General features: G+C 54.9%; 12 protein-coding genes. 8 read left to right on the top strand and 4 right to left on the bottom strand.

The window, feature by feature from the left end; translation table 11 throughout:
* The first annotated feature begins 1 nt into the window (after position 1).
* Genes HV302_RS12485 through HV302_RS12465 form a run of 5 tightly spaced genes read left to right on the top strand, consistent with a single transcriptional unit; the run spans position 2 to position 5,007 of the window.
* On the top strand, positions 2 to 658 hold the full coding sequence (locus HV302_RS12485; protein ID WP_016153097.1) for a CoA transferase subunit B: 657 nt from the start codon (positions 2 to 4) through the stop codon (positions 656 to 658).
* A gap of 10 nt (positions 659 to 668) precedes the next feature.
* Complete coding sequence (locus HV302_RS12480) at positions 669 to 1,874, top strand: acetyl-CoA C-acetyltransferase (protein ID WP_181627403.1); 1,206 nt, start codon at positions 669 to 671, stop codon at positions 1,872 to 1,874.
* A complete protein-coding gene (locus HV302_RS12475; protein WP_181627402.1) occupies positions 1,864 to 2,787 on the top strand; it encodes a 3-hydroxyacyl-CoA dehydrogenase family protein in 924 nt (307 codons plus the stop codon). The genes HV302_RS12480 and HV302_RS12475 overlap by 11 nt, the downstream gene beginning before the upstream one ends.
* Before the next feature lie 43 nt (positions 2,788 to 2,830).
* Positions 2,831 to 4,225 (top strand): GntP family permease, encoded by a 1,395-nt coding sequence (locus tag HV302_RS12470; protein ID WP_220131625.1) that lies wholly within the window; start codon positions 2,831 to 2,833, stop codon positions 4,223 to 4,225.
* 11 nt (positions 4,226 to 4,236) lie between these two features.
* Entirely contained in the window at positions 4,237 to 5,007 is a 771-nt protein-coding gene (locus HV302_RS12465; protein ID WP_047359111.1) for a 3-hydroxybutyrate dehydrogenase, read from the top strand.
* A 47-nt stretch (positions 5,008 to 5,054) separates the two neighbouring features.
* On the opposite strand, the gene HV302_RS12460 is transcribed toward HV302_RS12465, so the two are convergent.
* Positions 5,055 to 5,486: an OsmC family protein gene (locus HV302_RS12460; RefSeq protein ID WP_181627401.1), complete on the bottom strand. Its 432-nt coding sequence runs from the start codon at positions 5,484 to 5,486 to the stop codon at positions 5,055 to 5,057.
* A gap of 227 nt (positions 5,487 to 5,713) precedes the next feature.
* Between HV302_RS12460 and sra the strand changes: the two genes are divergently transcribed.
* The 3 genes from sra (at position 5,714) to HV302_RS12445 (ending at position 9,756) form a co-directional block, all read left to right on the top strand.
* Positions 5,714 to 5,854, top strand: coding sequence for a stationary-phase-induced ribosome-associated protein (sra, locus tag HV302_RS12455; RefSeq protein ID WP_006684530.1), 141 nt, complete (start codon positions 5,714 to 5,716; stop codon positions 5,852 to 5,854).
* 179 nt (positions 5,855 to 6,033) lie between these two features.
* Positions 6,034 to 7,731 carry a malate dehydrogenase gene (gene maeA, locus HV302_RS12450; RefSeq protein WP_181627400.1) on the top strand — a complete coding sequence of 566 codons (1,698 nt, stop codon included), beginning with the start codon at positions 6,034 to 6,036 and terminating at the stop codon, positions 7,729 to 7,731.
* 309 nt (positions 7,732 to 8,040) lie between these two features.
* Positions 8,041 to 9,756 (top strand): ABC-F family ATP-binding cassette domain-containing protein, encoded by a 1,716-nt coding sequence (locus HV302_RS12445; protein ID WP_131405921.1) that lies wholly within the window; start codon positions 8,041 to 8,043, stop codon positions 9,754 to 9,756.
* 139 nt (positions 9,757 to 9,895) lie between these two features.
* Here HV302_RS12445 and fdnI read toward each other — a convergent pair whose 3' ends face one another.
* From fdnI to fdnG, 3 genes are read right to left on the bottom strand one after another with little or no spacing between them, the layout of a single operon-like run.
* On the bottom strand, positions 9,896 to 10,552 hold the full coding sequence (gene fdnI, locus HV302_RS12440; protein ID WP_016153106.1) for a formate dehydrogenase-N subunit gamma: 657 nt from the start codon (positions 10,550 to 10,552) through the stop codon (positions 9,896 to 9,898).
* Complete coding sequence (gene fdnH / locus HV302_RS12435; RefSeq protein WP_016153107.1) at positions 10,545 to 11,429, bottom strand: formate dehydrogenase N subunit beta; 885 nt, start codon at positions 11,427 to 11,429, stop codon at positions 10,545 to 10,547. The genes fdnI and fdnH overlap by 8 nt, the downstream gene beginning before the upstream one ends.
* Positions 11,430 to 11,442: 13 nt before the next feature.
* Positions 11,443 to 14,490, bottom strand: a complete 3,048-nt coding sequence (gene fdnG / locus HV302_RS12430) for a formate dehydrogenase-N subunit alpha (protein WP_181627399.1) — start codon at positions 14,488 to 14,490, stop codon at positions 11,443 to 11,445.
* Positions 14,491 to 14,545 lie beyond the last annotated feature (55 nt).

Genomic DNA, 14,545 nt, shown 5'->3' with positions numbered 1-14,545 from the left:
CATGTTAACGCGTGAACAAATGGCGATGCGTGTCGCCCGCGAACTGCGAGACGGTTATTACGTCAACCTCGGGATTGGTATTCCTACTCTGGTGGCGAACTACATTCCTGAAGGCATGGACGTAATGCTGCAATCGGAAAACGGTTTGCTGGGTATGGGCCCGTTTCCCACGGAAGACGAAATTGATGCTGACATGATCAACGCCGGGAAACAGACCGTGACGGCGCGCAAAGGCGCGGCAATCTTCGACTCGGCGCAATCCTTCGCCATGATCCGCGGCGGTCACGTCGACCTGACGGTGCTCGGCGCGTTTGAAGTGGATGTTAACGGCAATATCGCCTCATGGATGATCCCCGGAAAAATGGTGAAAGGCATGGGCGGCGCGATGGATTTGGTTGCCGGAGCTGACAACATCATCGTGGTGATGACGCATGCCTCTAAAAGCGGCGAGTCGAAACTGCTTCCCGCCTGCACCCTGCCGCTGACCGGCGTGGCCTGTATTAAACGTGTGCTTACCGATCTGGCGCTGCTGGAGATTGCCGATGGGGCGTTCATTCTGCGCGAGCGAGCGCCGGGCATCAGCGTGGATGAGATTGTCGCCAGAACCGCCGGCAAGCTGATCGTTCCCGAAAATGTCCCCGAAATGCACTTTAGCTGAGGAGCTGACCATGCAGGATGTTGTTATTGTCGCGGCAACGCGCACCCCAATTGGCAGTTTTCATGGCGCGCTGGCTCCGCTTTCCGCGGTTGAACTAGGTTCAGTGGTGATCCGTTCGTTGCTGGAAAAAACCGCCGTGGCACCTGAGCAAATTGATGAAGTGATCTTCGGCCAGGTTCTGACGGCTGGCTGCGGCCAGAACCCTGCCAGGCAAACAGCGTTACGCGCAGGACTGCCGGTCACCACGCCCGCGTTAACCCTGAATCTGGTGTGCGGCTCGGGCATGAAGGCGGTGCATCAGGCGGTCCAGGCGATTCGCTGCGGCGATGCGCAAATTGTGATTGCCGGTGGGCAGGAGAGCATGAGCAATGCGCCCTATTTCCTCGACGGCGCCCGGGCGGGACTGCGGCTCGGTCATGCCAGCATGAAAGACAGCGTGGTGCATGACGGTCTGTGGGATGCGTTTAACGACTATCACATGGGGATTACCGCGGAAAATCTGGCGGATAAGTTCGTGATCGGTCGCGAGCAGCAGGACGCCTTTGCCCTGCGCTCACAGCAAAAAGCGGCCGCCGCCATTGAAGCCGGTCGTTTTAGCGCGGAAATCACGCCAGTCAGCGTCCCACAGGGCAAAAAACCGCCGCGTGTCGTGGATCGTGACGAACAGCCTCGTCCGGATACGCAGGCTGAAAAGCTGGCGCAGCTCAAACCAGCGTTTCGCCCAGGTAACGGAACGGTGACCGCCGGGAATGCCTCTTCAATCAACGATGGCGCCGCCGCGGTGATGTTGATGAGCGCTGCCAAAGCAGCAGAACTCAATCTGCCGGTTCTTGCCAGAGTGGCGGGCTACGCTGTCTCCGGCGTCGACCCTGCGATTATGGGCATTGGGCCGGTAGAGGCATCACTTCAGTGCCTGAAGCGAGCTGGCTGGACGTTGAATTATGTCGATCTCATTGAAGCCAACGAAGCCTTTGCCGCGCAAGCGCTGGCGGTTGGCGAATCCCTGAACTGGGACAGCAATCGGGTGAACGTAAACGGCGGCGCGATTGCGCTGGGCCATCCCATTGGGGCGTCAGGTTGCCGAATTCTGGTGACTTTGCTGCACGAAATGGCCCGCCGTAACGCCGCCAAAGGGCTGGCTACGCTGTGCGTAGGCGGCGGTCAGGGGGTGGCGCTGGCGGTTGAGCGCCCGCAGGAGGTATCTCATGAAAACTAAGCATATCTGCGTACTGGGCGCGGGGTTAATGGGTGTCGGTATTGCCACCCACTTCGTCCGTTATGGTCACGATGTCTGGCTGTACGACACCGATAGCAACCGTATTGCAGACATTGGCGCAGTTGCCAGCGGTATTCTGGATGAACTGATTGCCACCGAACAGTTTCCTAAAAACGACAAAGCACAGGCTGTGAGTCGTCTGCATGGTACTACCTCGCTGCACGATATTGCCGCGTGCGGGTTACTGATCGAAGCCATCCCGGAGCGACTCGAACTCAAGCACGCGTTGTATGCACAACTGGAAGCACTGATCGCGCCAGAGGCCGTCATTGCCAGTAACACCAGCGGCCTGCCGCCGGATGCGCTGGCAGAAAAGCTCGCCCATCCTGAGCGGTTGTTAATCGCCCATTTCTGGCACCCGCCGCATTTTATTCCACTGGTTGAGATTGTACCCGGCACGGCCACGAAGCCGGAATATCTGCAGGAACTGCAACAGCTGCTGCTTTCGATGCAGCTGGAAGCCGTCGTGCTCGACCGCGCCGCGCCGGGGTTTGTCGGTAATCGCCTGCAGTTCGCTCTGCTGCGTGAAGCGTTGCATATCGTAAAAAGCGGGATCGCCAGCGCAGAGGTGGTGGATCAGGTAATGCGCGCCTCGCTCGGTCGTCGCTATGCGATGGTCGGTCCGCTGGAGGCGGCGGATATGACCGGACTTTCTACGGTACAGGACATTTGTCGGCATCTGCTACCGGAGCTGGCAACCGGGAGCGACATGATGTCTCTGGTCGCTGACAAGGTTGCTAACGGTGATACCGGTTTGCGCAGCGGTCAGGGATTTTATCGCTGGGATGATTCGCGCAAGGAATATATCCAGCAACGCAGAGAGCATCAGCTGCGCTTTGCCCTGAAACCGTAACTTCTCTTTCTGTACCCCACTATAACAATGATATTGAGGAGTCATGATGAGTGTATTAATCGCCCTGGCAGCGTTGGGCCTGCTGATGCTGGCAGCCTATCGCGGATATAGCGTCATCCTGTTTGCCCCCATCGCGGCATTAGGTGCTGTATTGCTCACCGAACCCAGCGCCGTCGGCCCTGCCTTCACCGGCCTGTTTATGGAAAAAATGGTCGGTTTTGTGAAGCTTTACTTCCCGGTGTTCTTACTGGGCGCTGTGTTTGGCAAGTTAATCGAGTTATCGGGTTTTTCTCGCTCCATCGTTGCCGCCGCCATCAACATTCTCGGGCGTCGTCACGCCATCCCTGTGATTGTGCTGGTGTGTGCACTGTTGACCTACGGCGGCGTATCGCTGTTCGTGGTGGCATTTGCGGTATATCCGTTTGCGGCGGAGCTGTTCCGTCAGAGTAATATTCCGAAGCGCCTGATCCCGGCCACCGTTGCGCTGGGCGCGTTTTCCTTCACCATGGACGCTCTGCCAGGCACGCCGCAGATCCAGAACATTATTCCGACCAGCTTCTTTGGAACTAACGCCTGGGCCGCGCCCTGGCTGGGTTTGATCGGCTCTCTGTTTATCATCGTTGTCGGTCTGGTTTATCTCGAGCGCCAGCGTCGTAAAGCGCAGGCAAAGAATGAAGGATATGGCACTGAACTGTTAAACGAGCCGGAAACGCCGGATAACATTAACCTGCCGAACCCGATAATTGCTATCTCTCCGCTGATCCTGGTTGGCGTTTTTAACCTACTATTTACCCACTGGATCCCGCAATGGTATGGCGCTACGCATCAACTGGAACTTCCGGGCCTTGCCAAACCGATTACCACCGAAGTCGGTAAAATCACCGCTATCTGGGCGGTAGAAGCGGCGCTGATTTCTGGGATCCTGCTGGTGGTGCTCTTCGGCTATCGCAACATTAAAGGTCGCCTGGCGGAAGGGAGCCGAACGGCGGTTGGCGGTGCGATCCTCGCGGCCATGAACACCGCATCAGAATACGGTTTTGGCGCAGTGATCGCCGCCCTGCCAGGTTTCCTCGTGCTGTCAAAAGCGCTGGCGGCCATTCCCGACCCGCTGCTCAATGAAGCTATCAGCATCACCACGCTTGCCGGGATCACCGGCTCGGCGTCTGGCGGGATGAGTATTGCCCTCGCCGCCATGTCTGAAACTTTTATTGCCGCCGCCCATGCCGCCAATATTCCCCTCGAGGTCTTCCACCGCGTGGCGTCAATGGCCAGCGGTGGTATGGATACTCTGCCGCATAACGGTGCGGTCATTACCCTGCTGGCCATAACCGGTCTTAGCCATCGTCAGGCGTACGGCGGGATATTCCCCATTACCGTAATTAAAAGTCTGGCCGTGCTGTTTGTTATCGGCGTCTTCTACACCACCGGAATTGTTTAAGGAGAATCATCATGAACTTAACGGGAAAAACCGCTCTGGTTACCGGCTCTACCAGCGGTATTGGATTAGGCATCGCACAGGTGCTGGCGCAAGCGGGCGCTACCCTGATCCTTAACGGATTTGGTGATGTGGAAGCCGCCAAAGATGCCATTGCGCAGTATGGCAAAACGCCAGGCTATCATGGCGCGGACCTGAGCGATGAAGCGCAAATTGCCGACATGATGCGCTATGCCGATAGCGAATTTGGCGGTGTGGATATTCTGGTCAACAATGCCGGGATCCAGCATGTTTCACCGGTGGAGACCTTCCCGGTTGATAAATGGAACGCGATTATCGCCATTAACCTCTCTTCTGTCTTTCACACCACGCGCCTGGCGCTTCCCGGCATGCGTACGCGTAACTGGGGACGCATCATCAATATCGCTTCTGTTCATGGCCTGGTGGCCTCAAAAGAGAAATCCGCCTATGTGGCGGCGAAGCACGGCGTGGTGGGATTAACCAAAACCATTGCGCTGGAGACCGCGCAGACGGGTATCACCTGCAATGCGCTGTGCCCCGGTTGGGTGCTTACGCCGTTGGTCCAGCAGCAAATCGATAAACGTATTGCCGAAGGCGCTGAGCCTGACGCCGCGCGTGACGCCCTGCTGGCGGAAAAACAGCCGTCGCGCGAATTCGTCACGCCGCAACAGTTGGGTGAGCTTGCGCTATTTTTGTGCTCAGACGGGGCGTCGCAGGTGCGTGGTGTGGCGTGGAATATGGATGGCGGCTGGGTGGCACAATAAAGATATCTGGTGCCGGATAAGACCCCGTCGCATCCGGCACACCTTCTTTACGATTTTAACTGATAATCCAGCGTGATTTCCGCGTTCAGTACCTGTGATACCGGGCAGCCGGCTTTTGCTTTCTGGATGATGCCGTCAAACGTGGCGGCATCTATCCCCGGGACGCTCACCTGACTGTGTAGCGCGACTTTGGAGATAGCAAATCCGGCATCCACTTTATCCAGAGAAACATCGGCAGTGGTATCAATGGCATCTGGGGTAAAACCCGCTTCGCCCAGCATGAGCGAAAGCGCCATTGAGAAGCAGGCTGCATGCGCCGCGCCAATCAACTCTTCAGGATTGGTGCCTTTCGCCCCTTCAAATCGGGTATTAAACCCATACGGTTGCTGATTCAACACCCCACTTTCGGTCGATACGGTACCTTTACCGCGCTTAATGTCGCCTTCCCAGTGTGCCTGACCTTTCTTATGGATAGTCATTACCGCTCTCCTGTGTTGTCGTTGGAGTTACAAGTATAGGACGGCTGAGAAAAAGCATGGCACATACGGGATAGTTCTCATTTGCCGCTTAAGCATTGACCTTTCAGCTGAAATGACCGACCATCCAGAAAGCCGCTATTTTTAACATCGGCTTTCTATCAGGTTGTATTTCGTCCGTTCTCATACGGACTCGCCCTTGAAACCAGTAACAGGATTAAGGAGTTAGAATGAAATCGAACCGTCAGGCCCGTCATATTCTCGGACTGGACCACAAAATCTCAAACCAACGCAAAGTCGTGACCGAAGGTGACAAAACCAACGTGGTCAATAATCCTACCGGAAGAAAGCGCCGCGCTGACGGCAAATAGCCTTTCGCACGTCTGACTGAATAACGAGATAAACACCATTGCAACCGCAGTGGTGTTTTTGCTTATAAAACCCCTTAACCCATTCACAATGCTTTATACTTCGGCCGTTTCCCTGGCTGACAGGCCACATACGATCATAAAGAGTGCCAGGGACGGTTATTCAAAAAAGAGTGAGTGACATGGAAAACGAAACTAAAAAACTGCGTTCCCTTTACATCCCCTACGCTGGCCCGGTTCTGCTGGAATTCCCTTTACTGAATAAAGGGAGTGCTTTCAGTACGGAAGAACGCCGTAACTTCAACCTGCTGGGGTTACTGCCGGAAGTGGTCGAGACGATTGAAGAACAGGCTGAACGCGCCTGGATCCAATATCAGGGATTCAAAACCGAAATCGATAAACATATTTACCTGCGCAACATCCAGGACACCAACGAAACCCTGTTTTACCGGCTGGTGCATAATCACCTTGATGAGATGATGCCGGTTATCTATACCCCAACGGTCGGCGCGGCCTGTGAGCGTTTCTCCGAGATTTATCGTCGCGCGCGCGGCGTGTTTATCTCTTATCAGAACCGCCACAATATGGACGATATCCTGCAAAACGTCCCTAACCACAATATCAAGGTCATCGTTGTCACCGATGGGGAACGTATTTTGGGTCTTGGCGATCAGGGGATCGGCGGGATGGGTATTCCAATCGGTAAACTGTCGCTGTATACCGCGTGTGGTGGGATCAGCCCGGCCTACACCCTGCCGGTGGTACTGGACGTCGGAACCAACAACCAGCAACTGCTCAACGATCCGCTGTATATGGGCTGGCGTAATCCGCGTATCACCGATGATGAATACTACGAATTTGTCGATGAATTCATCCAGGCCGTGAAGCATCGCTGGCCGGACGTGCTGTTGCAGTTTGAAGACTTCGCACAGAAAAACGCCATGCCGCTGTTGACCCGCTATCGCGATGAAATTTGCTCGTTTAACGACGATATTCAGGGTACCGCTGCGGTAACCGTTGGCACGCTGATTGCGGCCAGCCGTGCGGCCGGTAGCCAGTTAAGCGAACAGAACATTGTCTTCCTCGGGGCAGGTTCCGCCGGTTGCGGAATTGCCGAGCAGATCATCGCGCAAATCCAGCGTGAAGGTTTAAGCGAAGAAGCGGCGCGTCAACGCGTGTTTATGGTCGATCGCTTCGGCCTGTTAACCGATAAGATGCCGAACCTGCTCTCTTTCCAGACCAAACTGGTGCAAAAACGCGAAAATCTGCAGCACTGGGATACGCAAGAAGATGTGCTGTCGTTACTCGATGTGGTACGCAACGTTAAGCCGGACATCCTGATTGGTGTTTCCGGACAGACCGGCCTGTTTACCGAAGAGATCATTCGCGAAATGCATAAACATTGCCCGCGTCCGATCGTCATGCCGCTGTCTAACCCGACTTCCCGCGTAGAAGCCACGCCACAGGATATTATCGCCTGGACCGAGGGTAACGCGCTGGTTGCGACCGGTAGCCCGTTCGCACCGGTACTGTGGAAAGAGAAAATCTATCCCATTGCCCAATGTAACAACGCCTATATCTTCCCGGGTATTGGTCTGGGGGTAATTGCTTCTGGCGCATCGCGTATCACTGATGAAATGCTGATGTCGGCCAGTGAAACGCTGGCGCAGTATTCACCGCTGGTGCTCAACGGCGAAGGACTGGTGTTACCTGAGCTGAAAGATATTCAGACCGTTTCCCGCGCCATCGCGTTTGCCGTCGGTAAAATGGCCCAGCAGCAAGGCGTGGCGGTGAAAACCTCCGCCGAAGCGCTGCAACAGGCGATTGACGATAATTTCTGGCAGGCAGAATACCGCGACTACCGTCGTACCTCTATCTGACGGTTTGCCCGGCGGCACTCTGCTGCCGGGCGCTCAGAACTTGCGCGACTGCGTGACTTACGATTACACTTTCGCTACCGATTAACATTCTGAAAAACAAAAGGAGGATACTTATGCTGTACTGTGAACGTTTTATCGTTTCACATGCTTTTGGCGATCGCCAGTGCTCAAGCGTTATCGGTATCGTGCTGCGATAACTTCTGCTTGAGCGAAGCTAACTTCTAAATCCCCTTCTCTCGGGCTTACCGGGTTATCGTCAGCGATGTTTGACGAGGCGTTTTTACGCCTGTAACTCTTGAGTAAGCAACAATGAGCACATTACTAACCGCACAATCCTTACACGTTGATACGGCATTCGGCACGCTATTCGACGATCTTTCCTTTACCCTGAAAAAAGGCGACCGCGTCGGGCTTATCGGCTACAACGGCTGCGGCAAAAGCACGCTGTTAAAACTGCTCGATGGCACAATTTCGCCGACCAGTGGGATTATCGCGCAGGCAAATCACTGCCATCTCGCCCGTGTAGAACAACATCTCCCAGACGAAATACTGCCGCTCACGCTGCAGGAAGCCGTTCTGGCTCAACTGCCCGAGCATGAACGCGCAGGTCAGCAGTGGCGAGTTGAAGCACTGCTCGCCGAAATGGGGTTCACGCCGGAGAATTTATCTCTGACAGCACACACGCTGAGCGGCGGCCAACACACGCGTCTGTTATTGGCGCGGGCGCTGATGCGAAACCCTGACCTGCTGCTGCTGGATGAGCCGGGTAACCACCTGGATCTGCCAACATTACTGTGGCTGGAACAGTTCTTACAAAACTGGTCTGGCAGTTTTGTGGTGGTTTCCCACGACCCGCAACTGTTAGACGCGGTGACTCACGGAACCTGGATCCTGCGCGATCGAACTCTTCATGCCTTCGATCTGCCCTGTAGCGCAGCGCGTCAGGCTCTGGCAGAAAGAGACATCAGCGATGCTCTGCGCCATAAGGCTGAGCAAAAGGAGATAGACCGGGTGACCGCCAGCGCCAAACGGCTGGCTACCTGGGGGCGGGTCTACGACAACGAAGATCTTTCCCGCAAGGCCAAGCAGATGGAAAAGCAGGTACAGCGCCTGAAAGAGGTACAGACTGAAGTGACGTCAGGAAGTCAGTGGACACTAACATTGCAGGGAGATGCCCTGCGTGCGGATCGTTTGCTGGAGATGACTAATCTGTCCGTGGCCCCTGCTCCCGACGCCGATACGCTGTTTTCCATTGCCGGTCTCCGGTTAAAAAGCGGCGATCGCGTGGCGATTGTCGGGCGCAACGGTTGCGGGAAATCATCGTTGTTAAGGCTTATCTGGCAACAGTTTCACTCACAACTGGCATCACCTTCACTGGTGTTGCACCCGCGCGTTACGTTGGGCTATTACGACCAGACGCTGCACCAACTCGCAGATAACGATTCGTTATTTGACGCGCTGGAGCCGTTTGCTCCGCAGCCTGATATCCGCAAAATGGCGCTGATTAGCGCGGGTTTTCCGTGGGTTCGTCACGCGCAGCGGATCAGTTCCCTAAGCGGCGGTGAGCGCTCCCGGCTGCTGTTTGTTGGGCTAACGCTTGCGCGCTACAGCCTGCTGATGCTCGATGAACCGACCAACCATCTGGATCTGGAAGGTAAAGAGGCGTTAGCAGAAACGCTGCAAAGCTATAACGGCGGCGTGTTGTTGGTCAGTCACGACCGTCAGCTTATCAGCCAAAGCTGTAACCGGTTTTGGTTGATCGACAAGGGCGAACTCAGTGAATGGCACGATCTGGACGCGGTCAATGCGCGTATTCGGGAAACATCCTCGGAGATAACCGTTCCCAAAACGGTGGTCGATGCAAGAGCCGAAACAAACGGTGACAGCGATGGATTGCTGGAACAACTTCTTGAGCTGGAGCAGCGTCTGGCTGACGATCTTGCCCGCAAGCCAAAACATCAAAAGCCGCTGTTACAGGCGCAATGGCGTGAGGAGATTGAGCGCCTGAACTCACAACTGGAGTAAACCGTATTGCCGGATGGCAGGCCTACATCAGCAAAATGCGCGTGTAGGGCCGTCATCCGGCTTATCGAAACATGACGTTTTTTGGGCAAAAAAATGGCGCTACAGGTGTAGCGCCATTACGATCAGGGCACGTCAGGAGTTAGTTAACCCCTTCCTCGCTCTCTTTTTTCGCTTCTTGTCGTTCAACTTCGCGATACCAGCGTGGGTGATGTTTCTTCGCCCAGCGACGGCTCACTTTCCCTTCGACCATGCCTTTAATCGATCCTTTCACCCAGAATGCCATATACATGTGGATGAGGATGGCGTGCATCAGGATAATCCCCGCAGCCGCATGGATAAGCAGGCTATAGCGCACGACCTGCATCGGGAAGAACTGCGCAAAGTACGGACGCCAGATAATGATGCCGGTGATCAGCAGCACGAAAATCATGCTCATGATCGACCAGAACATCATTTTCTGCCCGGCATTGTACTTACCCACGTCCGCCACTTTGTGTTCATTGCCTTTCAGCACTTCCACAATGTTTTTCAGCCACGGGATATCTTTTTTATCCGGGATGTTGTGGTGAACAAAGCGTACAAACATGAACATCAGCGCCACGAAGATCAGCAGTCCGAAGAACGGGTGCAAAATGCGCCCCATCTGCGGCGTACCGAATGTCTGCGTCAGCCATTGCAGAGTCGGGAAGAAAAACGAAATCCCCGACAACGCCACCAGGAAGAAGCAGATCACCACTGTCCAGTGACAGGCGCGGTCGATAAACTTCGTGCGCACAATCATTTTCGACTTACTCATGATGATCCTCCTCGTCGTCGTCCACTTCCTTATTCGGACCGATACCAATGTAGTGGTAAATCAGTCCGGCGAAGGTGGCGATAAATCCGGCAGCGGCCAGCGGTTTTAGCGCCCCTTTCCACAGATTGATAGAGGTATCGATCTGCGGTTCTTTCGGCAGGCCGTGATACAGCTCCGGCTGGTTGGCATGATGCAGAACGTACATCACGTGCGTGCCACCCACACCTTCCGGGTTGTAGAGACCGGCATGTTCATAACCGCGTGCTTTCAGTTTTGCCACTCGCTGTTCGCCCATTTCCAGCATTTCCTGCTTGGTACCGAAATGGATTGCCCCGGTCGGACAGGTCTTCACGCAGGCAGGTTCCTGCCCGACGCTGACGCGGTCCACACACAGCGTACATTTATATACGCGGTTATCCTCTTTATTGAGGCGCGGAATATTAAATGGACACCCGGCAATACAGTAGCCGCAGCCAATGCAGTGCTCTGACTGAAAATCAACAATCCCGTTGGCGTACTGGATGATAGCCCCGGCAGACGGGCATGCCTTCAGGCAGCCCGGATCTTCACAGTGCATACAGCCGTCTTTACGAATCAACCACTCGAGCTTGCCGTTCTGTTCGGTTTCGGTAAACCGCATCACCGTCCAGGACTTGGCGCTAAGATCGGCAGGGTTGTCATACACCCCGACGCAGTGGCCGACTTCATCACGGATATCATTCCACTCTGAACATGCCACCTGACAGGCCTTACAGCCTATACAGGTGGAAACGTCGATCAGCTTTGCGACCTCAGCTTTGTAATCACGGGCCTGAGGCGGCGGCGTGATGGCGTTTGTTGCGGACCGTTTGATTATGTCCTGCGTTTCCATAGACATATGTTCGCCTCCCTTACGCCTTCTCGATGTTAACTAAAAACGCTTTGTATTCCGGCGTTTGCGAGTTTGCATCACCGACATTCGGCGTCAGGGTGTTGGCGATATAGCCTTTACGCGCGACTCCTTCAAAGCCCCAGTGGATCGGGATCCCAACCGTTTCAACCTGCTGACCGTTGACGTGCAGAGTGCGCAGACGACGGGTAACCACGGCAACTGCGCGAATAAATCCACGCTTGCTGCTGACTTTGACGTGATCGCCGTTGGAGATCCCCTTCGCTGCCGCCAGCGTTTCGCTGATTTCCACAAACTGCTCTGGCTGGGCAATCGCATTAAGCAATGCGTGCTTGGTCCAGGTATGGAAATGTTCGGTCAGACGATAGGTCGTCCCGACGTACGGGAAGTCCTGTTTCGTGCCCATGCGTAACTTATCCGCTTCGTACAGACGCGCTGCCGGGTTGGAGATCACGTTCGGATGCAGCGGGTTCGTACCCAGCGGCGTTTCCATCGGCTCGTAGTGTTCCGGGAACGGACCTTCCGCCATCTTATCGATAGCGAACAGACGACCCAGCCCTTCCGGCTGCATAATAAACGGATTGGTGCCACTGCCCGGTGCTGCGGTGTTGAAGTCCGGGATATCGTTCCCCGTCCACTTCGTGCCGTTCCACTGGATCAGCATGCGTTTTGGATCCCATGGCTTACCTTGCGGGTCCGCCGAAGCGCGGTTATACAACACGCGACGGTTTAACGGCCATGCCCAGGCCCAGCCCAGCGTATTACCGAGACCTGACGGGTCGGCGTTATCGCGATTGGCCATCTGGTTGCCCTGCTCGGTCCAGCTACCGGTATAAATCCAGCAGGACGATGACGTAGATCCATCATCGCGCAGAAGCGCAAAGCTGCTGAGTAACTGGCCTTTCTTCGCAACCAGCACACCGTTGGCATCATAGAGATCTTCCAGCGCATAGCCGTTGTTCTCTTTTGCCACTTCCTCGGAGTGCGGTTCGTCCGGCTGCTTATAGTTCCAGCTCATTTTCAGCACGGGTTCTACGGCTTTACCGCCTTCAGTGCGATACATGTCGCGCAGACGGTGATAAATACCGGCCAGAATTTCGCCGTCGTTGCGGGCTTCACCCGGGGCATCCTGACCTTTCCAGTGCCACTGCAGCCAGCGACCGGAGTTGGCGATGGAGCCGTCCTCTTCCGCAAAGCAGGTGGATGGCAAACGGAAGACTTCGGTCTGAATAGAAGCCGGATCAACGTCGTTTGATTCACCGTGGTTCTGCCAGAACGTAGAGGTTTCGGTCACCAGCGGATCGATAATCACCAGATACTTCAGTTTGCTCAGGCACTGCACCACTTTGTTTTTGTCCGGGAAGGACGCGACCGGGTTAAAGCCCTGACAGATGTAGCCGGTCACTTTCCCGCTATCCATCATGTTGAAGTATTTGATGACGTCGTAGGACTGATCCCACTTCGGCAGCCACTCAAAGCCCCAGTCGTTTTCTTTCTGCGCCGCATTGCCGTAGAAAGATTTCATCAGGCTGACGAAGAATTTCGGGTAGTTGCCCCAGTAGTTCACCTGATCGGCCAACGTCGCTTTTGGCGTGTTAGCGGCCAGATAGGTTTGCAGATCGGCCTGTTTCTCTGACGGCAGCGTCAGGTAGCCTGGCAGACTGGTAGAGAGCAGCCCTAAGTCGGTTAAACCCTGAATGTTGGAGTGACCGCGTAAAGCGTTGACCCCGCCACCTGCCATCCCCATGTTGCCGAGCAGCAACTGGATCATCGCCATGGTACGGATGTTCTGCGCCCCGACGGTATGCTGTGTCCAGCCCAGCGCATACAGGAACGTGGTGGTGCGATCCGCTGCGCTGGTGGAAGCCAGCACTTCGCAGACTTTCAGGAAGTCTTCTTTTGGCGTACCGCAGATGTTTTCCACCACATCCGGCGTGTAGCGGGAAACGTGCTGTTTTAGCAGATTCCAGACACAGCGAGGATGGGTTAACGTTTCATCGCGTTTCGCGTAGCCGTTTTCATCGAACTGGTAGTTCCAGGACGATTTATCGTATTGGCGTTTTTTCGCGTCGTAACCGCTGAACAGACCGTCTTCAAAAGCAAAATCATCCCGCACCAGCAGGCTGGCGTTGGTGTAATGCTTAACGTATTCAGCGTTGATTTTTTTGTTTTCAATCAGATACAGCAAGACGCCGGACAGGAACGTAATGTCCGTGCCGGAACGAATTGGCGCGTAAATATCCGCTACCGAGGCTGTACGTGTAAAACGGGGGTCAACAACAATTAGCGTGGCATCATTGTTGTTTTTAGCTTCCATCGCCCAGCGGAATCCCACCGGATGTGCTTCAGCGGCGTTACCGCCCATCACCATCACGACGTTGGCGTTTTTAATATCAACCCAGTGGTTGGTCATCGCACCGCGACCAAATGTTGGAGCAAGACTTGCTACCGTTGGTCCGTGTCAGACGCGCGCCTGGTTGTCTACTGCCAGCATGCCGAGTGAGCGCACAAATTTTTGCGTCAGCATGCCGGTTTCATTACTTGCCGCAGATGCGCACAGCATCCCGGTAGAAAGCCAGCGGTTTACCGTTACGCCCTGCTCATTCTTCTCAATAAAGTTGGCGTCGCGGTCAGTTTTCATCAGCTTCGCGATACGGGTGAAAGCCTCATCCCAGCCGATACGCTGCCATTTGTCGGAGCCTGGAGCGCGATATTCCGGGTAACGCAGACGGTTTTCACTGTGCACGTAATCCAGTAATCCTGCACCCTTAGGGCATAATGCCCCACGGCTCACCGGATGATCCGGATCCCCTTCAATATGGTAAATTGACTCTTTGGCGTTTTTTGCTCCATCTCCCAGGCTATACATTAATAGCCCGCAACCTACGGAACAGTATGTGCAGGTGTTTCGGATCTCTTTGGCGCGCAACAGCTTATAGTTTCGCGCCTGAGCCAGTGCCATTTTGGGTGCAAAACCCAGAGCGGCTACTGTTGTTCCCGCCATACCGCCCGCGCAGATTTTAAAAAATTGTCTGCGGCTGACGTCCATTGCTTTCCTCTTTTTTGCAGGGATTCGTACAGGAAATCTCTCAAATTGCGCCAGC

It is taken from the genome of Citrobacter sp. RHBSTW-00859, assembly GCF_013729795.1.
Taxonomy (GTDB): domain Bacteria; phylum Pseudomonadota; class Gammaproteobacteria; order Enterobacterales; family Enterobacteriaceae; genus Citrobacter; species Citrobacter braakii.
Note: the sequence above shows the minus strand (reverse complement) of the source record. Positions and strands in the feature narration are given on the sequence as shown.